The organism is Methylophaga frappieri (genome assembly GCF_000260965.1).
Classification (GTDB): domain Bacteria; phylum Pseudomonadota; class Gammaproteobacteria; order Nitrosococcales; family Methylophagaceae; genus Methylophaga; species Methylophaga frappieri.
In genome coordinates, this window is the sequence record NC_017856.1 from 1406223 (window position 1) to 1431523 (window position 25301).

General features: G+C 46.8%; 26 protein-coding genes. 3 read left to right on the forward strand and 23 right to left on the reverse strand.

Annotated features, from left to right (window positions below; translation table 11 throughout):
* Positions 1–5: 5 nt before the first annotated feature.
* The 9 genes from Q7C_RS06595 to Q7C_RS06635 all read right to left on the reverse strand — a co-directional run bounded on the left by Q7C_RS06595 (position 6) and on the right by Q7C_RS06635 (position 7799).
* On the reverse strand, positions 6–587 hold the full coding sequence (locus Q7C_RS06595; RefSeq protein WP_014703954.1) for a class II aldolase/adducin family protein: 582 nt from the start codon (positions 585–587) through the stop codon (positions 6–8).
* Positions 580–1794, reverse strand: a complete 1215-nt coding sequence (locus Q7C_RS06600; RefSeq protein WP_014703955.1) for a tetratricopeptide repeat protein — start codon at positions 1792–1794, stop codon at positions 580–582. The genes Q7C_RS06595 and Q7C_RS06600 overlap by 8 nt, the downstream gene beginning before the upstream one ends.
* Positions 1794–2450 (reverse strand): energy transducer TonB, encoded by a 657-nt coding sequence (locus Q7C_RS06605; RefSeq protein ID WP_014703956.1) that lies wholly within the window; start codon positions 2448–2450, stop codon positions 1794–1796. Before Q7C_RS06605 ends, Q7C_RS06600 begins: the two co-directional genes overlap by 1 nt.
* Positions 2451–2458: 8 nt before the next feature.
* A complete protein-coding gene (locus Q7C_RS06610) occupies positions 2459–2866 on the reverse strand; it encodes an ExbD/TolR family protein (RefSeq protein WP_014703957.1) in 408 nt (135 codons plus the stop codon).
* 9 nt (positions 2867–2875) lie between these two features.
* A complete protein-coding gene (locus Q7C_RS06615) occupies positions 2876–3391 on the reverse strand; it encodes a MotA/TolQ/ExbB proton channel family protein (RefSeq protein WP_014703958.1) in 516 nt (171 codons plus the stop codon).
* On the reverse strand, positions 3384–4733 hold the full coding sequence (locus Q7C_RS06620) for a MotA/TolQ/ExbB proton channel family protein (RefSeq protein WP_014703959.1): 1350 nt from the start codon (positions 4731–4733) through the stop codon (positions 3384–3386). The genes Q7C_RS06615 and Q7C_RS06620 overlap by 8 nt, the downstream gene beginning before the upstream one ends.
* Positions 4730–5515 (reverse strand): DUF3450 domain-containing protein, encoded by a 786-nt coding sequence (locus tag Q7C_RS06625; RefSeq protein ID WP_014703960.1) that lies wholly within the window; start codon positions 5513–5515, stop codon positions 4730–4732. Before Q7C_RS06625 ends, Q7C_RS06620 begins: the two co-directional genes overlap by 4 nt.
* A 312-nt stretch (positions 5516–5827) precedes the next feature.
* Positions 5828–6463 (reverse strand): response regulator, encoded by a 636-nt coding sequence (locus Q7C_RS06630; protein ID WP_014703961.1) that lies wholly within the window; start codon positions 6461–6463, stop codon positions 5828–5830.
* Between the two features lies 1 nt (position 6464).
* Positions 6465–7799 carry an ATP-binding protein gene (locus Q7C_RS06635; protein ID WP_014703962.1) on the reverse strand — a complete coding sequence of 445 codons (1335 nt, stop codon included), beginning with the start codon at positions 7797–7799 and terminating at the stop codon, positions 6465–6467.
* Positions 7800–7879: 80 nt separating this feature from the next.
* Between Q7C_RS06635 and hemL the strand changes: the two genes are divergently transcribed.
* From hemL to Q7C_RS06650, 3 genes are all read left to right on the forward strand, one after another.
* A complete protein-coding gene (gene hemL, locus Q7C_RS06640) occupies positions 7880–9166 on the forward strand; it encodes a glutamate-1-semialdehyde 2,1-aminomutase (protein WP_014703963.1) in 1287 nt (428 codons plus the stop codon).
* Positions 9167–10612: an exodeoxyribonuclease I gene (sbcB, locus tag Q7C_RS06645; RefSeq protein ID WP_014703964.1), complete on the forward strand. Its 1446-nt coding sequence runs from the start codon at positions 9167–9169 to the stop codon at positions 10610–10612.
* Between the two features lie 102 nt (positions 10613–10714).
* A complete protein-coding gene (locus tag Q7C_RS06650) occupies positions 10715–12838 on the forward strand; it encodes a TonB-dependent receptor (RefSeq protein ID WP_014703965.1) in 2124 nt (707 codons plus the stop codon).
* Between the two features lie 118 nt (positions 12839–12956).
* Here the strand turns inward: Q7C_RS06650 and Q7C_RS06655 are convergent, their stop codons facing one another.
* The 14 genes from Q7C_RS06655 to Q7C_RS06715 all read right to left on the reverse strand — a co-directional run bounded on the left by Q7C_RS06655 (position 12957) and on the right by Q7C_RS06715 (position 25222).
* The gene (locus Q7C_RS06655; RefSeq protein ID WP_014703966.1) at positions 12957–13508 is read right to left on the reverse strand and encodes a hydrolase; all 552 of its coding nucleotides are present in this window, start codon (positions 13506–13508) and stop codon (positions 12957–12959) included.
* A 33-nt stretch (positions 13509–13541) separates the two neighbouring features.
* The gene (locus Q7C_RS06660) at positions 13542–14858 is read right to left on the reverse strand and encodes a TolC family outer membrane protein (protein ID WP_014703967.1); all 1317 of its coding nucleotides are present in this window, start codon (positions 14856–14858) and stop codon (positions 13542–13544) included.
* Between the two features lie 6 nt (positions 14859–14864).
* A complete protein-coding gene (locus Q7C_RS06665; protein ID WP_014703968.1) occupies positions 14865–15188 on the reverse strand; it encodes a rhodanese-like domain-containing protein in 324 nt (107 codons plus the stop codon).
* 14 nt (positions 15189–15202) lie between these two features.
* On the reverse strand, positions 15203–15859 hold the full coding sequence (locus tag Q7C_RS06670) for a protein-L-isoaspartate O-methyltransferase family protein (RefSeq protein ID WP_014703969.1): 657 nt from the start codon (positions 15857–15859) through the stop codon (positions 15203–15205).
* 145 nt (positions 15860–16004) lie between these two features.
* Positions 16005–16793, reverse strand: a complete 789-nt coding sequence (locus Q7C_RS06675) for an ABC transporter permease (RefSeq protein ID WP_014703970.1) — start codon at positions 16791–16793, stop codon at positions 16005–16007.
* Positions 16790–17716, reverse strand: a complete 927-nt coding sequence (locus tag Q7C_RS06680; protein ID WP_014703971.1) for an ABC transporter ATP-binding protein — start codon at positions 17714–17716, stop codon at positions 16790–16792. The genes Q7C_RS06675 and Q7C_RS06680 overlap by 4 nt, the downstream gene beginning before the upstream one ends.
* Positions 17706–18899 carry a pyrroloquinoline quinone biosynthesis protein PqqE gene (gene pqqE / locus Q7C_RS06685; RefSeq protein ID WP_014703972.1) on the reverse strand — a complete coding sequence of 398 codons (1194 nt, stop codon included), beginning with the start codon at positions 18897–18899 and terminating at the stop codon, positions 17706–17708. Before pqqE ends, Q7C_RS06680 begins: the two co-directional genes overlap by 11 nt.
* Entirely contained in the window at positions 18871–19155 is a 285-nt protein-coding gene (gene pqqD / locus Q7C_RS06690) for a pyrroloquinoline quinone biosynthesis peptide chaperone PqqD (protein WP_014703973.1), read from the reverse strand. The genes pqqE and pqqD overlap by 29 nt, the downstream gene beginning before the upstream one ends.
* Positions 19152–19883: a pyrroloquinoline-quinone synthase PqqC gene (pqqC, locus tag Q7C_RS06695; protein WP_014703974.1), complete on the reverse strand. Its 732-nt coding sequence runs from the start codon at positions 19881–19883 to the stop codon at positions 19152–19154. Before pqqC ends, pqqD begins: the two co-directional genes overlap by 4 nt.
* An 11-nt stretch (positions 19884–19894) precedes the next feature.
* On the reverse strand, positions 19895–20809 hold the full coding sequence (pqqB, locus tag Q7C_RS06700) for a pyrroloquinoline quinone biosynthesis protein PqqB (protein WP_014703975.1): 915 nt from the start codon (positions 20807–20809) through the stop codon (positions 19895–19897).
* A gap of 125 nt (positions 20810–20934) precedes the next feature.
* Positions 20935–21006, reverse strand: a complete 72-nt coding sequence (gene pqqA, locus Q7C_RS14065; RefSeq protein ID WP_083839481.1) for a pyrroloquinoline quinone precursor peptide PqqA — start codon at positions 21004–21006, stop codon at positions 20935–20937.
* A gap of 245 nt (positions 21007–21251) precedes the next feature.
* Complete coding sequence (locus Q7C_RS06705) at positions 21252–23030, reverse strand: methanol/ethanol family PQQ-dependent dehydrogenase (RefSeq protein ID WP_014703976.1); 1779 nt, start codon at positions 23028–23030, stop codon at positions 21252–21254.
* 194 nt (positions 23031–23224) lie between these two features.
* Positions 23225–23863: a response regulator gene (locus Q7C_RS06710; RefSeq protein ID WP_014703977.1), complete on the reverse strand. Its 639-nt coding sequence runs from the start codon at positions 23861–23863 to the stop codon at positions 23225–23227.
* A gap of 9 nt (positions 23864–23872) precedes the next feature.
* Positions 23873–25222 (reverse strand): histidine kinase, encoded by a 1350-nt coding sequence (locus Q7C_RS06715; protein WP_041366621.1) that lies wholly within the window; start codon positions 25220–25222, stop codon positions 23873–23875.
* Positions 25223–25301 lie beyond the last annotated feature (79 nt).

The window sequence follows — 25301 nt, forward strand, 5'->3', positions numbered from 1 at the left end:
AAGACCTACTCTGACGCGATTTGCGCTGCCAACCAAGCAGTTTTTGCTGACAGCTCCAATGAACAGCTCCACTTGTAGGCGAGATTAATTGTTTCCGCACAAGCGTAAAGACCATGGCCTTTTACCATGACTATCGGATGTTCAGCCAACGCTAAAGCGACTTTTTTAGGTGATTCTGTCACATAATCTGTGTAATTAATGTGAATGACCGGCACCACTGGAAAATAATATTGACCTTCAAAGTCGATTGGGGTGAAATCCTTGCCTGTCAGGCTAAAAGCGACGGCATGCGGACCATGACTATGTATGACACATTGTGCAGATTCATTTTTTTGGTAAACCGCGATGTGTAGTCTGGCATCTAAAGAAGCGCCAGTGCCACAATCGCCGTCAATATGACAACACACCAGATCATCCGGCATTAAGGTATCAGCACAACAGCCGGTTGGTGTTATCCAAATCTGGTCATGCCAACGCAGTGAGGCATTACCACTATGCGAATCATTACAGCCATACTGGCGTAGCCAGCGGTAATGTTGGACGAGTTGTTGTTTTAGTTCGTTTAATTCAACGATAGGATCAGACATCTTCTTCCGGCTGACGCTGCTGCAAATGACGAAGCCATTGTGCCGCCTGACTGCGTTGTTTATCAAATCGCAATGCTTGTTGCAGTCGTTGTTCAGCCGTTTCGATATCTTCAAGATGATAGGCGATCATCCCTGCCAGTAAATAGGCATCGCCCTGTTTTTCTGAGGAAAGTTTATCAATCGCAGCGACAATCGGTTCCTGTGCTGATTGCCAACGTTCTTCGCTGACATATACTCGCGCCAGTTTGAGATCCGTTTCACCGCTATTGTCCGCACCACGCATTTTTTCAAGCACCACGGCAGCGCGATCGCCTTCTCTTGCCGATAACCAGCTATCGGCCAATTTTTCAAGATTCTCAAAATTGCCGCTAATCACTTTGTTGTCGAGTGATTGCTGCAATAATTCACCTGACTTGAATGGAATCCTCAAATAACGATACATATTGCTTAATTGCATCACGGTATCTGCATCTCCCAGATCCAAGCGTTTGACCAGTGCCGTTACGGCCAACGCGGTCAATTGTTTTTCCTGACGGGCATACAGGGAACTTAATTGTTGCCAATAAGTTTTGTCCTTGGGCTTCATGATCAGCAAGGTTTCCAGCACATTGATTGCCGAATCGTATTGCTGCATCTCAAGGTGTGCCGCCAACTGCAACCGGAACCACTCCTCTTTGGGTGCGTTATCCCGGGAAATAGCAATACGAATATTTTCAACCGTCTTGGTAAATTGCTTTAATTGATAGTGTGCCGTCGCCAGCAGGACATAAACGCGGTTTTCCGGCCCATCCTCTTTTTGCAGCCATTGTTCTAATAGGTTGATACCCTGCTGAAACTGCCCATCCGCTATTAATAATTGTGCCAGGTTATAGCGCAAATTATGGTTGACCTCTTCGGGCAGCGCATTTAATGCCAACGCAGCCCGAAAACGTTCTGTTGCGCGGGCATAATCTCCCGTTTCAGTGTAAAGATAGCCCAGTGTTTGCAATACCACAGCGCGTTCATAGCTACCATCGGTGGTTTCAGAAACCAATTTAATCAAGGCAACCTCAGCCTGACTGTATTGCTCATCGGCCATTTGTTGCTGTGCCGCTTCCAGCGCTTTGTAAGTTTTCTCGGTTAGCAAATACGCTTGTTCTGCCATGACGACAAACGGCCAGACAGTACAAATAACGAAGACAAACAATGATGATTTCAATTTATTCATCAACGATCCAGTGTAAACTCGATTTCTTGTGTTGCACGGCGCTCCACCGGCTGACCATCAACCTGTTTGGCCTTGAACCGCCATTTCAAAACCGCTTTCAGCGCTTCATCATCAAACACATTTTTAGGGGTTGCCGAGATAACTTGCGGATCCCGAACGCGGCCATCTTTCGTAATAATAAAGGAGACTGTCACCACACCTTCAATACCACGACGTTGTGCCATGCGTGGATAATTAGGTGGAATGCGCACCAAAGGCATGACGTCATCATCCATAATGGGTTGCGATGTCGTCGGTACCGGTTCTGGCACCGGATCAGCCTGAAATTCTCCAAGATGAGGCCCGCCGGCAATATTCATCGGCACATCAATATTCGGCGCCTGTAATTGGGGCTGCGGCACATCAGGTTGTTCTGGCGATGGCGTTTGCGCTGGTGGCGGTGGCGGTGGCTCCTCTGGCGGTTTAGGTTTTTTGGGTGGCTGGCGACGTTTGGTTTCTGGTGGTGCTTCTTCTTCCTGAACCCGGACAAAGTCCAGCAACAACACGTCTTCAATGGTACGGTCTTCCAGGCCATCTGAGGTAGTCATACGCTGCATCAACGTAAATAGGCCAAAATTGACCAGAATCGCCAGCAACAAACCAAGCAATAAACGCATCGTGTTTGTTAATCCCGTTCCGCAGCGATAGACACATTCGCCACACCAGCCAGCCTTGCCTGATCCATGACTTCAATCAGCAGACCGGTTTTGGCATTTTCATCAGCAAGAATAATGACCGATCCTTCCGGATTCTCTGCGTGCAGGCGCTCAACATTAGCGCGCACAGCCCGTCTATCAACCTGTCGGTTATCGATCCAGATTTCATCATTTTCACGAATTGCCACCAAAATATTGGCCCGTTCTTTTTCAACCGCTGTTTTCGCCGATGGTCGATTGACTTCAACCCCTGTCTCCTTGACGAAGGTCGTCGTGACAATAAAGAAGATCAGCAAAATGAAAACCATATCAATGAGCGGTGTCATATTGATTTCGGCGATACCGCCACTTTGTCGCCGTGAATGTCGGTTTCTCATGTGACTTTCCTAATCCCGTCGTAACGCGTCAGCGACGTTATCGACTGTCCGGGTTACCTGTTGTTGTAATTGCGTGCTGAAGTACAAACCTGACAATGCCGTCAATAAGCCACCCATGGTGGTAATCAGCGCAATCGAAATACCACCCGCCATACCCCGCGTATTACCGGTTCCAAACACAGTCATGACATCAAAGGTTTGAATCATGCCATTGACGGTGCCCAGCAGGCCCAGCATTGGTAGCGCCATTGTCAACGTTTTGATCAACATTAGATAACGCTCTAGGCGTATCCGATTTTCAGCGATCATGCCTTGGCGGATTTGCTGGGCATACCAGCTACGTCTATCATGGCGTTGGTTCCAATGGTTGATCACCTCCCGCTTTTCTTTGGGGTGGCGAAAAAACATATAGACATAACGCTCGATAATCAGTGTCCACATCAATACCGATGCAATTAGGATCAGCCACAGCACCATGCCGCCACTTTCCATCAGCAATTGAATTTGAAATAGATTATCAGTCACGGTTATTGTGCTGCTCTGCGTTACGAGCGACGATAGCTGCGCTTTCTTCATCGAGAATTTGAATCAACCGATTACTCTTACTCGATAAAGCACTATGAATCAGCAAAATAGGTATCGCGACCGCCAAGCCTAACTCTGTTGTGACCAGCGCCTGTGAAATCCCGCCTGACATCAATTTCGGATCACCGGTACCAAACAGAGTAATAGCCTGGAATGTTTCAATCATGCCCGATACGGTACCCAGCAGGCCCAACATGGGCGCTACCGCTGCCAGAATGGCCAAGGTCGTCAAGCCACGCTCCAATGCTGGTGTTTCACGCAAAATCGCTTCATCCAGCTTCAGTGACAAGGTTTCAACATCATCATCCTGTTCCTGATCATAAACTGACAAAATGCGACCCAGTGGATTTTTAGCTGATGGCTTATCTGCGCGCTTCTGCTGTCGGCGCACGCCACGCTCGGTGACGAACAAAATGACAAATCGTAACAAGGCAATCAGCAACCCGATCACACCTAGCGCGATAATAATGTAACCAATCCAGCCACCTTGTTGGATGCGTTCTTTGAGATTAGGCGTTTGTACCAGCAATGCCATGATGGCGCCGCGCGTGGGGTCCACTACGGTCGGCTGCCAAGTGTTGGGTTCCGCCTGCTCAAACTGTGTCGCCAAATCCTGTAAACGTGGTACAGGCTGCCTCGCCAACTCCACTAAATCTTGAGTTTCAGGTAAATAGCGCAAATATTTTCCATCCGCAAAGAAAGTAAACACACCAACGCGGGTCACCGCTCTGTCTTCCACTTCACCGGTTGCGGTAATAACTGGCGTGGTAAATGTTTCCACCTTGCCTGATTCCGTCATCTCTTGCTGCAGTGTCAGCCAAAGTTGTTGTAACTCATCAATGGTAGGCTGCTGGCGACGCTCAGACAAAGCTTGGAGGAAAGCGTTTCGTTCTGGGTACTGGAGACTGGTAACCGAGGTTTCTAACGCGCCGCGACTGTCATTAGCAATTTGCCGTACCGTTCCAAACAACTCTCCTAAGGAGCCCGAACGTTCTTGCAATAAAGATTCTTGTTCAGCAAGCAATTCCTCGTTGGCTTCAAATTCGCCATTCAACTGCTCGCCACGACGCTCCTGAGCCGCCAGTTCAGCTTTTGCCTGCTCCAATAATTGCGCCTGCTGATCACGCTCTGCAATAAAGTTTTGCAAACGCAGCTCATTTTGCTGTTGCTCGACGACGCGATCTTTTTTTACTTGCTCAAGCAATTCATCCAGGTTACTTGGTGTTTGCGCCAGCAACACCGGGCTGAACAGAGAAAGAAATAAGGCAATACTCCGGATCATTGCGCCGCTCCTGCAGTTTTAACCGGCAAGATCAGTAAATCCGGTGGTAATTGTTTTCGAGCAACTTTGAGCGCTTCAGCGATCCCCTGATTGTATTCGCTACCGAGTTGCTGCCAGCTGTTTTGTTGATTATCCCAAATGCCGGCACTACGTCCGTCTAAGGAAAGGTAATAAAGGTTTAATCTGCCAATACGCAAAAAATCCACATTGCGAATGGTGCCGTCGATCTCGGCTTCACCCTGATAAGCTTCAATGGTACGACCATATTCAGTTTCAACCTGATAAGCCTCCAGAATACGACGATATTTTTCAGACAGATTAACGTCTGATCGATCCATCAGCGTTTTTAACTCGGCAATTCTATCGGCACGTTCTTCCGGCAGAAATGGAATATCAAGTGCTACAAACTGCTCCAGCACATCAATCATCTTCAACATCATTGGTACAATGTCACGCTGTGTGGTGTCAATATTCGCCAACTGATTCTCAATTGACGTCAACTCATCCTGCTGAGAACTGACCAATTGTTCCAATTGGGTATTGTAGGCTTCAAGACTCTCACTTTGACGTAGCACAGCACGATATTCGTTAAGCAACGTCCGCGTTTCGTCATCTAAATTGTCGATTTCAGATTGCGTGCGCTGAGCAGCTATTTCGGTCGCGACTTGTTCATCAACCGCCTGATCGACTGCACCAGACCAAGTGGCGCTGAAAGGAAGCATGATGCCACCAGCGACGACTAAAAATCGCCAGCGCATCAATCCCTGGAAAGTGTTAAGCATAAATTCGGTTCCTGTTGTCAGGGCTGAAATCAATTTGGCATCTTAGCAGGAGGGGAAGTTATTTGGAAGTGTTAATGAGATTAATTATCATTAACCCGAAACAAGACAAAAAAAAGCCAGATCCGGTTGGGATCTGGCGTAAACCTTCTAGGAAGGAGAGAGAAATATTAAGACTATAGAAGCTGAACATCCTATCGACTTTAGAAACATTATAGGAATTCTAGCCTCTGTCGCCATGAGCGACTTCTCCCAATAACAACAGGAAAAAATTCCTGTAAGTGACTAATTTTGTGATGTTTTACGACAATTTTGTTACGAAGACAAACCATGACTGATTGCAAAACGCATCAACTCGGCAGTTTTACTGATATCCAGTTTGCTTTTTATCTGGGTCAGATTATTGGCAACCGTTTTGTAACTGATTCCTAATACTTCTGAAATATCATTCATGCTCTTGCCTTCACCTAGCAAACGCAAAATCTCCAATTCACGTCGAGACAAGTCACTGAGGGCACTGGTACCCGAATCAATATTCAACATAGCCAGCTGCTGTGCCATGTCAGGGCTTAAATACACTTTACCCTCCAGCACTTTTCCAACAGCTTCGACCAGATGATCTGCCGCATTATTCTTAGTGATATAGCCGCGCGCGCCAGCCTGCATGGCCCGAGAAGCAAATACTGGATCTTCATGCATACTGAACATCAACACTTTGGCAGTGTCCCGATTGGCACGGATCCGGCGCAGGACTTCAAGTCCGCCCACGCCAGGCAAAGTAATATCAAGCAACACCATATCCGGATAGATTTCTTGAAACAAACGGTATCCCTCTTCGCCCGTTTCCGCTTCAACCACCGTGGCAGAGGGTATTTGTTGAATCAACTGCCGGCAACCGGCACGCACAATTGGATGGTCATCAACAACCAAAATCGTTATAGCTGGTTTCATATCAATCTTCACTTTTCACCGGAATTAATACCCGAACCTGCAAACCAAGCCCTTCTTCGGTATCAAAGGCAATTCTACCACCAAGCGCGGAAACCCGCTCTCGCATTCCGATGAGGCCGAACCCCTTGATCACCGAATCGTTATCAAGCCCCCGGCCATCATCAGTTACTGAAACTTTAATATTTTCTTTTTCTCGTCTCACTTCGACTCTGACATGGCTGGCCTGAGCGTGACGAACACAGTTGGTGGTACACTCCTGAACCACACGATAGATAGTCACCTGTTGTGTATCAGAAAGCGTATTCAATTCACCAGAAAAATCCCATTCCCAATCAATTTCAGGTTGTCGATCACGCCAATTATGCAACATATCGCGCAGTGCATCGGTTAAGCCAAGATCATCCAACGTCATTGGCCGCAGACGGCTCAGCATTTTTCGAACCAACGACTGGATATGAGTGGTTATCAGCTTTACAGAGCTGACTTTTTCTTCAATATCCGGCAGCGAGTTATCAATCGCAATTCGTTCAATTTCGCCCAGATCAACACGAATACCAAATAAACATGGCGCCAGCTCATCGTGTAGTTCGCGGGCGAGATCACGACGTTCTGACTCTTGCACCGTCAGCATGTTACCGGCCAGTGCATGATTTTCGGCCATGGTATTTTCAAGAACGCTGGCCATATGGTTGAATCGAATCTGGATCGGTGTCAGTTCTTTTGCCCCACCAGAGTTAACACGTGCCGTAAAATCACTGTTTTCGAGTCTCGCTAATGCATCAGATAATTCACCAAGCGGTCTAAGGCCTTGCCTGAGCGCCATATAAACAAGTATGAGAATTAATATCAGGAAAAAACCACCTAATACCATCAACACCTGCATATCACGCCAGACTTCGGTCACCTCATCACTCGGGTCTGCCTCGACAACGAGATAGCCAAAAGATTGGCTACCCTTGGTTATCAATCGACGAAAGGCCACCGCTTCAGGCTCCATGATACGAATGAACCAGTCCGGCGCATCCGGTTTGTTGAAAAACGCCATACGCTCTTCCTGGCCGATTAATGGCTGACCATTCATATCTTCAAACCAAGCGCGGATATGCCGCGTATGCCGAACACTATCCACAATGAGCGTCAAACGCTCACTGAGATCATTTGAAAACCGCAACGTCGGCAGCGCATTAATCAACAAACCGCGTGCTAACTGTGTGCTGGACACCATTTCTGCGGCGATGGCTTGACGGGCGTTCTGCACCATAAAGTAACCGGCAGCAAAAAAATTGATGATCAAAATCAGCGACACAATAAATAAAAGTCGCAGCTTCAGGCTCATATAAAATCGTTATCCTGCTGTGTTAGGCTAAAGGCTGTTTAATCAAGCATTATCGCACATATCAGACAGGATCTTATTTCATGCAGGCAAACCGTAATCAACAACTTTTTTCTGCGGCACAAAAGCATATCCCCGGCGGTGTTAATTCTCCGGTGCGAGCATTCAAAGGCGTCGGCGGAGATCCGGTTTTTTTTGCCAGTGCCAAAGGCGCTTATCTGACTGATGCAGAAGGCAAAAAATACATTGATTACATCGGTTCATGGGGCCCTATGATTGCCGGCCATGCCCATCCTGAAATCATTACGGCGGTTCAACAGGCCTGTGAATCCGGACTCAGTTACGGCGCACCGACTGCCATCGAAACTGACATGGCGGATCTGCTTTGCCAATTAGTACCGTCAATGGAAATGGTGCGCATGGTGAACTCAGGGACAGAAGCCACCATGACCGCAATCCGGTTGGCACGCGGTTATACTGGCCGAGACAAAATCGTCAAATTTGAAGGCTGCTATCATGGTCATGCGGATGCCTTGTTAGTCAAGGCTGGTAGCGGCGCGTTAACGCTGGGTACTCCCTCTTCAGCTGGCGTGCCCACCTCAGTAGCGGAACACACGATCACGCTTCGTTTCAACGATATCGAGGCAGTTCAGCAGTGTTTTGCTGAGCTAGGTGAACAAATTGCCGGCATTATCGTCGAGCCAGTCGCTGGCAATATGAACTGTATCCCTCCCGTGCCCGGATTTCTGGAAGCGTTAAGACAAACTTGTGATGACTACGGCAGCGTCTTGATTTTTGATGAGGTCATGACCGGGTTTCGGGTGGCATTGGGCGGCGCCCAAGAAAAATATGGTGTCACCCCAGATCTGACCACCTTAGGCAAAATTGTTGGTGGCGGCATGCCCGTTGGCGCCTTTGGTGGTAAACGTGAGGTGATGGAATATATTGCACCACTTGGTCCGGTTTATCAGGCAGGCACCTTATCTGGCAATCCGATTGCCATGGCCGCGGGGATTGCTACGTTGAAATTGATTCAAGTCTCAGGGTTTCACGAACAACTTGCCAAGCAAACACAGCGATTAACCCAAGGTTTACAGCAACTTGCGAATCAAGCCGACATTGCGCTGACGACGCATCAGGTAGGAGGCATGTTTGGCTTTTTCTTTACCGATACGCCAAAAATTGAATTTTTCGAACAAGTGACACAATGTGACATGGATCGGTTTAAACGCTTTTACCATGCCATGTTAGCTAACGGCATTTATCTAGCGCCCTCTGCCTATGAAGCTGGATTTGTCTCCATAGCACATCAAGACGCCGAAATTGATGCGACATTAGCTGCCGCTGAAAAAGCTTTGGCAACACTCTAAGTGGAAACGCTTTACTGGCACGATTATGAAACATCGGGGACGGATCCACGGTTTGATCGTCCCATGCAATTTGCCGGTATTCGCACAGACACCGATCTTAATGTCATCGGTGAGCCATTGATGATTTACTGTAAACCGTCTGATGATTTTTTACCCCACCCCCAAGCCAGTCTTATTACCGGCTTAACACCACAAAAAGCGGCGGAATTGGGGGTAAATGAAGCGGCGTTCATTGAACGCATTCATCAGGAATTATCCCAGCCAGGCACCTGCGGCGTTGGCTACAACAGCCTTCGCTTTGACGATGAATTTACGCGATTTACGTTGTTTCGCAATTTTCACGATGCTTACGCCCGTGAGTGGCAAAATGGTAATTCCCGATGGGATATCATCGATATGGTTCGATTAACCCGCGCCCTGCGTCCCGAGGGCATCAACTGGCCAGATAATGAGCAAGGCAAACCGAGTTTTCGACTAGAAGCATTGACCGCAGCTAACCAGATTGAGCATACGGGAGCCCATGATGCCTTGGCGGATGTCTATGCCACTATCGAGATTGCCAAAAAAATTAAATTCGCGCAGCCCAAACTATACCATTTCGTTTTTCAACATCGACGCAAGCATCAGGTTGCTCCGCTGCTGAACTGGCAAGATCAAAAACCCGTGATACATGTTTCTCGCATGTATCCTGCCGAATATTGTAGTACTGCCATGGTAGTGCCACTCGCGCCCGATCCGACAAATAAAAATGCCATCATCGTTTACGATCTTCGGTATGACCCTGAGCATGTAATTCAGCTTGATGCCGACACCTTACGCGAACGTTTATTTACATCGACTCATGAATTGTCGGCAGATCAACCTCGCCCGGCTTTAAAAACCATCCATTTGAACAAGTGTCCTATTGTTGTTCCTGTCAAAACACTGGATGATGCCGCAGCGCAACGCTTACAAATTGATTTGAAAGTACATCAGGCGAATCTGCAAAAATTACAAGCCACACCTAATCTGCGGGCCAAGCTTAGTCAGATTTTTACCCCACCGGAGTTTGCACCTGTCACGGATCCCGAGGCCAGCTTATACAGCGGTGGCTTTTTCAGTGACCGTGACAAACAGCACATGGCAACTATTAGACAAAGTACGCCAGCGCAATTACAGGGTTTGACGTTGCCATTTGAAGATGTGCGGCTTGCGGAGTTGTTATTCCGCTACCGGGCACGAAATTGGCCAGACACCTTAACTTCAGAAGAGCAAGAAGTCTGGCTGACTTATCGCCAACAGCGTTTGGCTCACCATACGCACCCCGCTATTTTGAATTTTGAAAGGTTCGACGAGGCAATTGCGGTTTGCCGACAACAGATTGATGCGATAGAACAACACCAGATTTTAGATGCCTTGGCTGATTACGCTGAGAAACTCCGACAATCGCTGGCTTTTAACGACTAATTTGTTAAATAGCAACAATTCTCATATGCATTAACATCTTGTTGTTTATTGTGTACAATTTGCCTAGTTCACCTCTTTTCAAATACTGATCAAGGAAATGCTATGGGCAAACGTACCGTTTTATATGGCCTTCTATTTGGGGCAATGGCGCCTGGAATTGCTTTTTCCGATGACACGACGACTGAACTTTCCCCTGTCATTGTCACCGGTCAAAAAATTGAGCGTACGCAAATGGAAACCGTTTCCAGCGTCCGTGTTGTGGATAGTGAAGAGCTGGAAAACGGCACTCGCAACGACAACCTTTACGAATTAATCGAGATGTTGCCAAACGTCACGAATACCAGTGGCTTTAACAGCTTGGCCATTCGTGGCATCGCCAATGCAGGACCAACTGGTGCTGATAACGGTGCCAGTACCATTGGGATCTACATTGATAACGGTTTACTTACTGCTCGCAGTATTCAAGACAATGCCATTAGTACTTGGGATTTGGAGAGCGTTGAAGTATTACGCGGCCCACAGTCGACTACTTCTGGTCGTAATTCTTTGGCCGGTGAAATCAGACTGAAAACCAAAGATCCCGAATTTAGCAGCAACGGTGCGGTCAAAGCGGCTTATGGCGAGGATAACACCTACCAAACCGCCATTATGCAAACTGGCCCTATCACAGATAATCTGGCCTATCGCGTTACCGGTGACTATCAAAGCACCGATGGTTACGTTGACAATGACATCTTAGATGATGATGACTTTAACCGTAATCATAATGCCAATATGCGCGGTAAGTTACTTTACCTCTTACCCAGCGATGGTGAAGTCATGCTGACGTTAAATCATAATCGTTTTAAAGAGCATGGTGATGCGGCGATTGATGATAATCGCAGTGGACGCGAAAGTCGCTTGAACTACCCGAGCCGCTGGCGTACGGAGAGCACAACAGCGTCGCTTGATATCATCCAACCCTTAACTGATACGCTAACTTTCGAGTCCCGCACTGGCTATGTTTACAGTGATTTTGAGCGGGATAGTGACTTTGATGGCAGCCCAGGTGATGGCTTACTTGTTCAGGAAACGGATGAGTACAAGTTCAATCAGGAGTTTCTGCTGCAATATGAAAAAAACCGTCTCCGCTCGGTTACCGGTTTGTTTCTCGCTAAAGGTCGGCTGGATGATGCGTATACCACAGCAAATGTGGGGCTGGATCCCGGTATTGGTTTCCCCATTCTTCTGAATTCCTCCAACTTTACCGAGGAAGAATATAAAACCGCGGCACTATTTACGGACATTGATTTTCAGTTAACTGACAAACTGACTTTATTAGCTGGTTTGCGCGCGGATTATGAAAAACGGGAAAGTGATGTGCGGACGACGATTGAACGTGCAGCAACTTACGGTCCTTTTGATCCAACCATTGATGCTGGTCTTGCCGCATTGATTGGTCCGGGACAACAATCTGGGGACGAGAGTTACTTCAATCTCCTACCGAAACTGGGTTTCAATTACATGTGGTCAGACACCCTGTCGACTGGTTTTGTCGTGCAACGTGGTTATCGGCCAGGTGGGGTGTCAACCAACCCGATTCGGGGGCAAGTGCAAGCGTATGACGAAGAGTTCACAACCCATTATGAAGCTTCATTACGCTCACTACACTTAAATAACCGCCTGAACTTCAACGTCAACGTATTCTTCACGGACTGGAAAGATCAACAGGTCACGATTGCCCCGGCAGGCGCCATTCACCCGCTGGATAGGTTTGTCGTTAATGCCGGTGAATCTCACCTGTATGGTTTCGAAATTGAAGGTAAATTTGCGGTAAATCGTCGCTGGGATGTATTCGGTGGCATTGGCTACAGCAAAACTGAATTCGATAAATTCGAAAATAATGGCATTGATTACAAAGGTGAAGAATTCCAGTACGCGCGAAACTGGACAGCTAACCTCGCCAGCACCTACCGCTTTGACAGTGGCTGGTTTGTCAACGGCAATATCTCTTATGCCAGTGAAGGCGAAGAGAGCCTTGGTACGCCAAATACCGAACTGGATGCCTACGCATTGGTTAACCTGAAAATTGGTTACGAACAAGATCAATGGGGTGCGTATCTGTATGCCAACAATCTGTTTGATAAAGATTACCGCACAGAACGTACCGCCAGTAACTCGCAATATGGGAGTGCCGTTTATGGTGATCCGCGGGTAATTGGTGTGGTTGCAACCTTGTCCTGGTAATTGCCCTCAGCCAAGACAAAAAAAGGCCGGCATTGTCCGGCCTTTTTTATGATTTGTCATTGCTGCTCATGGGCACTCATATCAGGGTCTGGCGCGCCATTTTTCAATCAGAGCAGGCTTACACAATCAATTTAGCAAGGGTTTTAAAGTCGGGATGCAGCGCATCACCCAGCCATTCGAATAAAACGGATTCCACGTTACTAATGCTGACCCCGGCAAGTCTCATACGATGCAGCGCATTGTATTGATTACCTTTCATACGTGAGCTAACCGCATCTTCGACCACATAAACCTGATAGCCCTGATTTTGTAAATCAAGTGCCGTCTGAAGAATGCAGATATGAGTTTCCATCCCGGTTAGGATGATTTGTTTTCGTTTTACTTTCGCTAAAGCTTGTTTAAAAGGCGCAACATCCGCACATGAAAAAGCTGTTTTTTCAATTATCTGTGTGCCAACAGGCAGCTTTTCAGCCAAAGCGGGCTCGGTAACACCAAGTCCTTTAGGATATTGCTCTGTCACTAAAACGGGCACACCAAGCACATCCGCAGCGGTAGACAGAATATTAACCTGCTCTATTACCCGATCCCTTACTCCTTTAGGCATCGCCGTCGCCAGTTTCTGTTGAATATCCACGACCACCAGGACACTGTCTGCGGTCTGCGCCTTCATGATACGGCTCCTCGTTTTGATGAAAACACTGCGTCAACGACCAGCGTTTAACCAAGCATTGACTTGTTGTAAATCAGTGACTGTAACGATGCCAGCGGCTTGTTTCAAGCGTAATGTATCAACAATATAGCTATATCTTGCTTGGGCAAAGTCACGACGAGCACTAAATAATTCGCGCCGAGCATTCAGCACATCCACAGTGGTTCTTGTCCCAACAGTAAAACCAGCTTCAGTGGCTTGTAATGCTTTTTCATTCGAGCGCACAGCTTGCGCAAGTGCCTGAACACCACTAATACCTGACAAAACACTGTTATAAGCTTCACTGGTTTGTCTCAAGACTGCCCGCCGTTGTTGTTCTTCGAATTGCATTGTTTGGTCCAAACGGTGACCCGCTTCCCGCGTCCGTGACAGCACACTCCCACCAGCATAAATTGGCAAGGTGAACTGCAAGCCAAGAATTTCCTGATGGCTTTGAGTTTGACCACTGATGTTACTATCACTCTGTGATTGATAACTTTTTTGGGCGATAAAATCGAGAGCAGGGTAATGACCGCTGCGTTGCAACTCAATGTTTTCTCTAGCAAGCTCGACGTCGGCACCGACAACTAACAAACTGGGGTTTGTGACCAATGCCGAGTCACGCCATTGCTGGATATCCTCAGGCTCAGGTCGAACCAACGGTACCTCAGCCGTTAATGTTGCTAAATCATCCGGGTAACGCCCGGTCGTTTCTCTTAATAGTTCCTGGCTGTTTGCCAGCGCATTTTTAGCCGTAATCACCGCAGCATTGGCTAAATCATAAGCGGCTTGGGCTTCGGTGACATCGGTAATCGTAGCTAAGCCAACCTCAAAGCGTTTTTCTGCTTCATCAAGCTGCTCATTAATGGCTTCACGCTCAGCTTCAGCGAACTGTAAATCATCTTCAGCAGCCAATACGGTGAAATAAGCTTCTGCAACCCGCACTATCAATGCTTGCGAGACAACCTGATAACGGGCTTCAGCGCCATCAATCGCAATATCTGCCTGACGGTTCTGAACAAAATTTTCGCGTCGATAAACCGGTTGAATCAAACTGAGCGTATAGCCTCGATCCAGCGAATCAAACTTACCAGAAAACTGTTGAGACGAATTATCCGTAAAAATTTTGTTCACATTTGCCGTCAGACCAATGTTAGGTAAGAACAAAGCATCTGCTTGTTCGGCCAATTCGGCGGTGGCTTGACGGTCAGCCGCTTGCGCATATAACTGGGGATCCGATTGTAAAGCTAAATCGTAGCTATCTAACAAATCCTGATTAGCAAAGAGCGTTGGAGAGAAAATAAATAGCCAAGCAGCACTGAAACGTTTCATAGTTGGTCAATACACCTTCATATTGGTATCAATTTTTGCCGCCCAGCCGTTCATACCATCTTCTAAATTAATGATATCGGTAAACCCCGCCTGCTCTAAAAAGTATCCTACTTGCATGCTGCGGTAACCTGAGCGACAAATCAGCACCATCGGACTGGCTTTATGCGCAACAAGTTCATCAATACTGCCAGGAATATGATTCATCGGAATATGCACCGCGCCATCCAGCATGCCATTGACCAATTCATGGGTCTCACGTACATCAATCAAAATGGCATCTTCATGCTCAGCCAGCCATGGAGCTAAGCTTTGTGCAGACATTTGTTTCATTATCGTTTCCGTCGTTAAAATGCAAACTCAGGTCGCTTTTCTGCGCCCAGTAAGTAAGGCGCTACGGTTTCAAATAACACATTGGTCTGCCATTCACGTTCACTAATACGTGTCACGCGTTGAAGTTGCATTGCTGGTGCTTCACCAACAATGGCGATGAGTCGACCACCAACGTGGATTTGCTCAAGAAATGCCGATGATACCACTGGAACTGCAGCGGTTAAGATCACCGCATCAACCCTATCGGGCAGTGGCCAACCATTAACAGCATCACCAACTGAGAAATCAATATTGTTCAATCGTAACAACTGCAGGCGCCGCAGCGCACTATCACTCAGCGCTTGATAAAACTCAACGCTATAAACCTTTGATGCAAGTGATGCGAGCAGCGCCGTAAAATAACCGCTGCCAGTACCGACTTCCAGCACGACATCTTGATTACTCAGCTGTAATGCTTGCAGCATTCTGGCTTCTTGTAATGGCGATAACAAATATTGATCACAGCCAATGGCTAAGGCGGTATCAGCGTAGGCCAGTTCTGCCAATTCCGGCGCAACAAAATCTGCCCTGTTGATCTTTTCCAGTGTCTGTAACACTGCCGGATCTGACACATCATTAGGACGCAATTGCTGCCAGATCATATTGCGATGCGCATTACTTTCGGCAGTCATGTTTCCCCCGGACAGATCAATAACAACGCTGGAAAGGCTTAAGGATAGGGGGTTTACGTGATAGGCGCAAGCGCATTCTAAGGCATTATTATCAACCAGCCTTGCGCGTTTAATGCATCTTTAATTTCAGATTAAAGCCATCGCACTACTTTTTGCCGGGCTTGCTACCCCGAAACAATGGCTCGTGCACCGACTCACGAGAAAATCGCCAACAAGCGACCATAACGGCAACAATAGAAAAAACGATGATGACCATCAAATCCGTTGTCACCGAAAAATCCGCCTGGCCGCTTTGGCTAGCATGTTTAAGTAAGTCGACGCCGTAACTAAACGGGTTGACCAACACGACATAGCGCAACAAATCCGGCAATTGTGTCACTGGATATAAGGCACCACTGAGGAAAAAAACCGGAAAAATGACGAAGTTCATGATCACGGCAAAGTTATCCAGCGTATGCGACCAGACCGCTATCAAGGCGCCCATTGACGCGCACAATACGGCGGTAAGCGCTGCTGGGGCAAGTAACATCAGAGCGAACTGCCAGTCGAGCAACCCAATCAACACCAAAATCAGCAATAACAATATCGCTTGAACCATGGCGATAATCACCGCGGCAATCAACTTGGCAACGACTATCCAGCCATGTGCGATAGGCGCGATCATCATCATGCGCATAACACCAAACTCTTTGTCATAAACCAACGTTAACGCCGATAACAACGCGGCAAATAACAAAGTCATAGCGACCACACCGGGCACCAGAAACTGTAGATACTGAGATTGCTGCTCAATAGCCAGCATACTGCCAACGCCAGATCCGATAACTAAAAGCCAAATTAATGGCCGTACCATGGCACTCAGCAAACGGCCACGCTGCCGGAACGTTTTGTTGAGTTCACGGCGCGTCACTGCTTTAACGGCTAGCCAACTCACAGGCTCATCCCTTGTTGTGTTACGGTCCAAAGATATACATCATTCAGGTTGGGCCGACGCCATTGCATCGAAATGATCTTATTCCCTAATGCACGTTGTAACGCAGAAAAATCGGTCTCTGGTTCTGTTACGCGAAAGGTCAAATGTTGATCTTCAACCAGCGGCATGCCAAATTGTGATGCGAGTTGTTGGCTGACTTGTTCTGGCTCAGCACAATTCAACTCCAAGATATACGAGGCAAGATCACGCATCAGACGCGCAGGTTTACCACCCTTCTGCAGTTTCCCTTGTTGCATGAAGTCAACCGAATCACAGGCTTCAGCTTCTTCCAGATAATGTGTCGTCAAAAAAACCGTCATCCCCTGTTCACGGCGTAACTGCTCAATAAAGCGCCATATTGCGCGGCGGCTAGGCACATCCAGGCCAATAGTTGGTTCGTCCAGAAACAGCACTTTGGGTCGGTGAAGCACGCCACGGGCAATATCTACTGCACGCCGTTGTCCGCCTGACAAGGCTGCCAGCTTTATATGACGCTTTTTATCGAGATTAAAAATCGACAGCAAAGTATCGATTCGTTCATTGGTTTCAGCAGGCAACATGCCATACAGTGCACCGGCAAATTGCAGATTTTCATCAACCGTCATCATGCGATCTAATGCCGAATCTTGAAAGACCAGGCCAACCAGACTGCGGATATAAACCGGATTCTCCGTTAAAGCGTGGCCACTAATTAAGGCTTCACCCGAAGAGGGACTTGTCATCGTGGTCAGCATGTGGATGGTGGTGCTTTTACCTGCCCCGTTCGGCCCCAGCAAACCAAAACATTGACCAGCCTTAATTTGCAAATCAAGGTCATTGACCGCAGCAGTCTCACCAAAGTACTTAGTCAGACCGTGACAAGCTATCGCGTAATCAGAGTCCACTGATTGCTTTAGAGTTTTTAGGGTTACGGAAAACTAATGGTTTCGCATCACCTGCTGATTTATTCGCCTCATCACGTCCGCGCTGAATGGCTTCCGAAATCAGATGATGGTGCGGTGATTTATCACAGACCGGGTCAGCCGCAGCAGGATCACCAGTCAACATGTAGGCCTGACAACGACAACCACCAAAATCCTTGGTTTTCTCACTGCAACTGCGGCAGGGCTCCTTCATCCATTCATAACCACGGAAGCGGTTAAAGTCCGTTGACCCATTCCAGATTTCATCAATGGAATAATCGCGAATATTGGGTAAGGCCATACCCGGTAATTGTCTTGCCGCATGACAAGGTAATGCCGTACCGTCTGGTGTAATGGTCAAAAACACATTACCCCAGCCATTCATGCAAGCTTTTGGCCTTACCTCATAATAATCCGGCACCACGTAGTAAATTTTCATGTTGCCTTTTTGTTTTTCCTGGTATTCATGAGCAATGGCTTCAGCGCGTTCCAGCTGTTCTTTCATTGGTAACAACTGATCACGATTATGCATTGCCCAACCGTAAAACTGAGTCGTTGCCAGCTCGACGTAGTCGGCATCTAAATTGATCGCCAAGTCCAGTATTTCGTCGATTTGATCAATGTTCTGACGATGGGTGACAAAGCACAAGACCATCGGATAACCCGCCGCTTTAACGGCTCTGGCCATATCAATCTTGTGCTGAAAAGCATTGGTACCAGCGATCAGGTTGTTCAAATCCTCGGAGCTCGCCTGAAAGCTCACTTGGATATGATCCAGACCGGCCTCTTTAAATGCTTTGGCGCGATCTTCATTCAAGCCAATACCTGAAGTAATCAGGTTAGTGTAAAACCCCATATTACGGGCTTCAGTAATCAATTCGATAATGTCGGGGCGAGCAAGCGGCTCACCACCAGACAAGCCAAGCTGAGTGGCACCCATTGCCCGCGCCTGCTTGAATACATCAACCCATTGCGCCGTGGTTAATTCACTTTTGATCTTGGCAAAGTCCATCGGGTTTGAACAATAAGGACATTGCAACGGACAGGCATAGGTCAATTCCGCCAACAACCATAGCGGCTGTCGGATATTACTCCGATCCGTCATGCTTAATGAACCGGCAATACTGCCGGGCGCTTTATTTTGTTCTGATCCAGTCGTTGTCATGGGCTTCCTCCAAAAACTGATAAACATCATCGTCCAGATCTGCGCCATCAAAGGCGGCTTTTAGATCCGCTATCAGTTCACCAACTGTTAGTTCTCTCTCACTGATCCGCTTGATAATCTCCGCAGCGGCCGGGTTTAACTTCACCATGCCTTCTGGATAAAGCAGTACATGGCAATTTTGTGCTGGTTCCCATTGAAATCGGTAACCTAACGCTAAATCCAATACCGTATTATCGTTAAACTTGTGTTCGCTCATTTTTCTACATCCATACAATAAGGTGGTCGTTCTTCAATATACGCCATCCACATTGCATCCAGCATCGTCCATAAAATATCGAGTTTGAATTGCAACAGATCCAGAGCGCGCTGCTGCTTCTCACGGGTATCGCAATAATCCAACGTAATTTGTAAGCCATGTTCAACATCACGGCGCGCTTCGCTTAACCGCTTTCTGAAATAGCGGTAGCCTTTTTCGTCAATCCACGGATAAAGCGATGGCCAGTTATCGAGTCGGGCCTTATGAATTTTCGGTGCAAATAATTCCGTCAATGAAGAACCTGCGGCTTCTTGCCAATTGGCTCGCCGGGCAAAATTAACATAGGCATCGATTGCAAATCTTACGCCGGGTAGTACATGTTGGTAAGACGTTAACTCTTCGCGGGTCAGGCCAACGGCCTCACCGAGTTGCAGCCAGGCTTCAATACCGCCTTCTTCCCCGTCATAGCCATCATGGTCGAGAATACGTTGCACCCAATGTTTCCGAACTTCGGCATCTTCACAGTTCGCCATGATTGCCGCATCTTTAACCGGGATGGCAGTTTGATAATAAAACCGGTTCGCCACCCAGCCCTGCACTTGTTTTTGCGTTAACTTGCCATCATGCATCAACTTATGAAAAGGATGATTGATGTGATAGTACTGTTCTTTGTCGCGCAACTTCTGCTCGAATACTTCACGTGACCATAGCGTATTATCAGTTGTCATCGGCCTTCCTCTTAATATTCCAAGTCCATACCATCATAAGCAAGCTCAATACCCGCCTCATTAAGAATCTTTCTCTCGGGAGAGTCTTCGTTCAAGATTGGGTTGGTGTTGTTTATGTGAATCAATATCTTGCGTGGTTTTTCCAAGCTATTAAGAATACTGACCGAACCACCTGCTTCGGATTGATTGATATGACCCATTTCGGTAGCACGTTTATCGCTGATACCTTCTCGCGACATCTCATCATCAGTCCAGACTGTGCCATCCATTAAAATGCAGTCGGCATCGCGCATGTAATTTAGAACATGCTCTTCGACGATCCCTAAACCCGGGGCATAAAATACATTTTTCCCGGAACGGGTATCGTGAATACGAATGCCAATATTATCGCCGGGCACCGTGTTATGCCGATGCGGTGAGTAAGGCGGTGCTTCACTTTTCAACGGCACCGCCGTAAATTCCAGACCCAACGCTGCGGGCATGGTAAAAGGCTGTTGATCGGTTTTGATTTCATGCCAATTGACGCCACGGAAATGGCCCAAAATATTGAAGATTGGCAAGCCCGTGGTCATATCTTCATGTACCGCTTCAGTGCAATAAATATCCCAAGGCTGATTATGTTCACGCAGCGTGAACAGACCTGTGGTGTGATCTATCTGCGCATCTGTTAATAAAATCGCTTTAATGGCAGTATCACGAACCTGTCTTGCCGGCTGGATAGCCGGAAAAGCATCCAGTTGCTTTTTGATATCGGGAGAAGCATTAAACAAAATCCAGTCTTCACCATTCGCACTCACCGCAATCGATGACTGGGTTCTGGGTAAGGCATTTACGGTGCCTTCTCTAACGCCTTTACAGTTATTGCAGTTACAGTTCCACTGGGGAAAACCACCACCTGCACCCGATCCCAAAACGTGAATGAACATAACTTCTTCCCAAAATTCGATAAATAAATGGCAATTGACGCAATTTGATTAAACACATTAATTGTCATTTATTAACCGGAAATGTCCGGGACAGGAGGCGTCCCGGACACCTTTCCACAACGCTATTAACGGTTGTTGATGTACATTGTTACTTCAAAACCGAAACGCATATCTGAATATTCTGGTTTAGTCCACATAATCTTATTCCTCTCTTGTGAAAAATTAATTTAACCGGCTGAACATCAGCAGGCAGAAACGATATTAATCCGCTTGCCGGAAATTCACGTCAGCAATTAACGCCTTAACTATCGGGATTTTCCTGAATGCTTTTCAGGATAGTCATTCCGGGCACTTTCCTCAAAACAAAAAAACCCGATGCCAATCGGCTACCGGGTTCTTTTTTGCTTCGTATATTTAATCAATCAATATACGCATGGCCTTATTACAGGCTGAACACACTCAATACACCACCCAGGTTTGTCCAGCTAGACAGTGAACGGTAGGCACCAACCGCACCCAAACCATCTGAATCATTTTCCAGACTTGGGATAGCCATACCGATACCAGCCCAACCACCGACACCTGACAAGATAGAAATGTACTGCTTACCATCATGCTTGTAAGTGTTCACGTTACCGATGATCCCTGATGGCGTTTTAAACCGCCACAGTTCACGGCCTGATTGTGCATCTACCGCTTTCAAATGACCTTCAAGCGTACCGTAAAAAACAACATCCGAAGCGGTCGCTAACGCACCAGACCAGACCGAGAAACGTTCCGGGTTAGACCAAACGATCTTACCTTCGCGTGCATCCCAGGCAATGAAGTTACCCAAGTGTGTACCACCTGGTGCTGGATACATTGCTAATGTCGCGCCCACATACGGCTGACCAGCGACGTATTCCACTTCAAATGGCTCGTAGTCCATGCACACATGGTTTGTTGGCACATAGAACAGGCCTGTACGCGGTGAGTATGCCGCTGGCTGTTGGTCTTTTGTGCCCAATGCTGCCGGACAAATACCTGTCGTATTCACATCCTCACCATTTCGGGCAGTGGAGTACTTAGCAACACGGTCATGACGACCTGTTTCCAAGCTGACACCATTTGACCAGTTCACCGCTGGGTCGTATTTTTCTGCAACCAGCAATTCACCATTCACCCGGTCTAACGTATAGGCAAAACCATTGCGGTCAAAGTGAACGACTGTTTTACGCATTTTGCCGTTGACTTTTTGGTCAACCAAAATGTTTTCGTTAACACCATCATAGTCCCACTCATCATATGGTGTCATTTGGTAGACCCATTTCGCCATACCAGTATCTAAATCACGTCCCCACATGGACATTGTCCATTTATTATCACCAGGACGTTGTACTGGGTTCCAGGTTGATGGGTTACCATTACCATAATAGAACTGATTCAAGTCCGGGTCATATGAATACCAACCCCAAGTGGTACCGCCACCAATTTTCCATTGATCGCCTTGCCAGCTTTTCAGGGATGAGTCCTTACCAACTGGTTTCAGCATAGATAATGTATTTTCAGGATCCACCAGCATTTCGTCATCAGGACCGGTGCTGTAGGCTTTGTAAACAACGTTACCATCTAAGTCATAAGCTTGGACATAACCACGAACACCAAACTCACCCCCTGAAATACCGACAATGATCTTGTCATCAAAAACGTGGGCAGCAGCAGTGCTGGTCGCACCTACTTTAGGATCATCACGTTTATCCGACCAAACCTGTTCACCGGTCTCCATATCCAATGCCACTAACGTGGTATCAGCCTGGTTCAGGAAGATTTTACCGTCAGCATAAGACAGACCACGGTTCACCGTGTCACAACACATGACTGGGACGGTTTCATCGTAGTTTTGGCTTGGCTCATATTTCCATTTGATTGCCCCATCATTGTTCAAATCAAGTGCAAAAACAATGTTTGGAAACGGGGTATGAACATACATCGTACCGTCCATAACCAATGCGTTACCCTCATGACCACGGAGAACGCCTGTGGAGAAGGACCAAGCCATATTCAGATCTTTGACATTTTCTTTATTAATTTGCGTTAGCGTACTGTAACGATGATTAGCATAGTTACCAGCCGGCATAACCCAATTGTTTTCGTTTTTTTGCATGTCCAGCAGTTCATCAGCGGCTACCAGCCCTGGTGCTGCCAGTCCCATCATGGCAATTGATAATGTTTTCAGCTTCATAAAGTTATCCTCTATATTGTTATTCATGAAAGCAATCGCTGCTGCATTTTCATGAGAGTATGACTTTATGCCGGTTATACCTATAAATCATTAGGAGTTAGTCCTGCAATAAATGGGAAAAACTCCCGAACAAGACGGAGAGCAAGAGCTAGCAATGTCTTTGTTATTTTCGCGCTTCGGGAAAAATGTCCCGCTTAATTTTGATCAATGACGTTGTACTTAATAGCTAATCGCACTAATTCAACCGAGGAATTAAACCCAAGCTTGTGTTTGAGCACCGTTTGGTAATTAGCAACGGTTTTTTGGCCTAGACTGAGACGGTTCGCAATTTCATCCAGAGGCAAGCCCTCCGCCAGTAAACGAAATACCTCAAATTCACGCACGCTAAGGCGTTGAGTGGGATCATCACTACCAGAAACGCTTTGAATCGCAATACGTTGGGCCATTTCTGCACTAAGGTACGTTTTACCCGTTTCCATAATATGGCGTATCGCAGTTAACAATTCACTGACCTCGCCAGATTTACATAAATAGCCAATCGCACCCGCACTCATTGCTTGAACGGCAAGTGCCACATTTTCATGCATGGAGAACATAATAACTTTTGCCTGCGTATAGCGTGTTCGAATGCGCCTGAGAGCTTCCAACCCACCAATTCCAGGCATCGTCATATCCATGACCAATATGTCTGGGATCAGCTCAGTATAAAGTTGGTATGCTTGCTCTCCACTGCTGGCCTCACCAATAACACGCATATCTGGATTACGCTCAAGCATTCTTGCCAGCCCTGAACGAACAACTTCATGATCATCTGCTAACAATACATTTATCATAATGATTACTTATCCCAGTGCGTTTGGAATACGTAGTGACACATGCATTCCTTCTTCATAAGCAGCACTCACAGAAAACTCACCTTTCAAAGTTTCAACCCTTTCTCGCATTGCTAATAAGCCAATTCCGGGGGTTATAGCATCTAAATCACAGCCTTTACCATTGTCTGAAATTTCAATTGACAATGTTTCACCTTGCAAAGAGAGTGTAATCCAGACTAAGACAGCAGGGCCAGCATGACGACTAATATTCGTCAGACATTCCTGTACAACACGGTAAGCCGTGAGCTTTATTGTATCGTCAAGATGATTCAGCTCTTCTTCAGCTAGTAAAATTAATTGATGATGAGTATGGCGTTGTTGCCAATCTGTCGTTAATTCTTTCAGGCTTGCTGTCAGGCCAACACTATCTAATGAGGGCGGCCGCAATCGTTGTAACATCGAGCGAACAATGTCTGTTAATTCGCGATTAATTGTCTCAATAGATTGCGCCGCTTGTTTGGCCTCTTTTAAATCACTAGCCCCTCTGATTGCCGCAGTATCAAACCGAATGGCAGTCAAATGCTGACCTATCTCATCATGCAGTTCAGCGGCGAGACGCTTACGCTCATCTTCGTGCAGACTCAATAGTTTGTCGTTGAGTTGACGCAATTCCTGATTGTAATTTTGGAGGCGTCGCCCGATATCACCAATTTGATCGCGCAATCCAAACAGGCTGTATGGTTGCTCTTTTCGTTTCGACTTTTTACCTGAGTCTGATAATTGGCGATATACCCTGAGAAGATTTTCTGTTGGCTTTAAAATAAGCGAAGCAACCATGGCAATGAGAAAACTTACTAATGCATAAATCAACATGAGGGGCAAAATCATGCGAGTGCTGGTTTGCCATATTTCTGTCACCTCACTACTTAGATTCGGTTTAATTCTTACTTGCCCAATCAGCTGGCCGCCAAGGAAAACAGGCTTATATATTGTGTCCTCATGCAAATAGCCAGACAACAGTCTATAAAACCATTCTGGCATCAATTTATCTGAAACGGTTTCATCAGGGTAATTGGCATCCAACAATTCACCATCGGCGCTGAGAAAAGCAATTTCAATATGTCGTAAAGCACTCAGGCGAGATAAATCAAATAAGCGTGACAACGTCCCATTGGTCGGCATTTGTCCAAAATTACGAAAATCATTTTGCAACCGACTGGTTTGTGACTCAATAAGATAATCAGACAAGGCGGAAGTCATGGTCAAATCAGTATGCACGCGATCTCGTAGATCTCTTAATGCTAAATATTCCGCGATAACGATACCGACGAAAAAAATAATTACCGCAATTAAATTGAACCTAAACAACAACCTCATAGCCAACCCCTGATACTGCTTCTTATAAATGCAATTACAGCAATAATCATGATACCCAGCAGGGGCGGACAGCCATCTA

Coding starts and splice junctions, on each gene's coding strand:
- Q7C_RS06715 (WP_041366621.1), bottom strand. CDS start 25,222: ATGAGGTTGTTGTTTAGGTTCAATTTAATTGCGGTAATTATTTTTTTC.
- Q7C_RS06660 (WP_014703967.1), bottom strand. CDS start 14,858: ATGAAACGTTTCAGTGCTGCTTGGCTATTTATTTTCTCTCCAACGCTC.
- Q7C_RS06705 (WP_014703976.1), bottom strand. CDS start 23,030: ATGAAGCTGAAAACATTATCAATTGCCATGATGGGACTGGCAGCACCA.
- Q7C_RS06670 (WP_014703969.1), bottom strand. CDS start 15,859: ATGACTGCCGAAAGTAATGCGCATCGCAATATGATCTGGCAGCAATTG.
- pqqE (WP_014703972.1), bottom strand. CDS start 18,899: ATGACAACGACTGGATCAGAACAAAATAAAGCGCCCGGCAGTATTGCC.
- Q7C_RS06655 (WP_014703966.1), bottom strand. CDS start 13,508: ATGAAGGCGCAGACCGCAGACAGTGTCCTGGTGGTCGTGGATATTCAA.
- pqqD (WP_014703973.1), bottom strand. CDS start 19,155: ATGAGCGAACACAAGTTTAACGATAATACGGTATTGGATTTAGCGTTA.
- Q7C_RS06665 (WP_014703968.1), bottom strand. CDS start 15,188: ATGAAACAAATGTCTGCACAAAGCTTAGCTCCATGGCTGGCTGAGCAT.
- Q7C_RS06625 (WP_014703960.1), bottom strand. CDS start 5,515: ATGCTTAACACTTTCCAGGGATTGATGCGCTGGCGATTTTTAGTCGTC.
- Q7C_RS06650 (WP_014703965.1), top strand. CDS start 10,715: ATGGGCAAACGTACCGTTTTATATGGCCTTCTATTTGGGGCAATGGCG.
- Q7C_RS06710 (WP_014703977.1), bottom strand. CDS start 23,863: ATGATAAATGTATTGTTAGCAGATGATCATGAAGTTGTTCGTTCAGGG.
- pqqB (WP_014703975.1), bottom strand. CDS start 20,809: ATGTTCATTCACGTTTTGGGATCGGGTGCAGGTGGTGGTTTTCCCCAG.
- pqqC (WP_014703974.1), bottom strand. CDS start 19,883: ATGACAACTGATAATACGCTATGGTCACGTGAAGTATTCGAGCAGAAG.
- Q7C_RS06605 (WP_014703956.1), bottom strand. CDS start 2,450: ATGCGTTTATTGCTTGGTTTGTTGCTGGCGATTCTGGTCAATTTTGGC.
- Q7C_RS06600 (WP_014703955.1), bottom strand. CDS start 1,794: ATGAATAAATTGAAATCATCATTGTTTGTCTTCGTTATTTGTACTGTC.
- Q7C_RS06610 (WP_014703957.1), bottom strand. CDS start 2,866: ATGAGAAACCGACATTCACGGCGACAAAGTGGCGGTATCGCCGAAATC.
- Q7C_RS06630 (WP_014703961.1), bottom strand. CDS start 6,463: ATGAAACCAGCTATAACGATTTTGGTTGTTGATGACCATCCAATTGTG.
- Q7C_RS06635 (WP_014703962.1), bottom strand. CDS start 7,799: ATGAGCCTGAAGCTGCGACTTTTATTTATTGTGTCGCTGATTTTGATC.
- Q7C_RS06620 (WP_014703959.1), bottom strand. CDS start 4,733: ATGATCCGGAGTATTGCCTTATTTCTTTCTCTGTTCAGCCCGGTGTTG.
- Q7C_RS06595 (WP_014703954.1), bottom strand. CDS start 587: ATGTCTGATCCTATCGTTGAATTAAACGAACTAAAACAACAACTCGTC.
- hemL (WP_014703963.1), top strand. CDS start 7,880: ATGCAGGCAAACCGTAATCAACAACTTTTTTCTGCGGCACAAAAGCAT.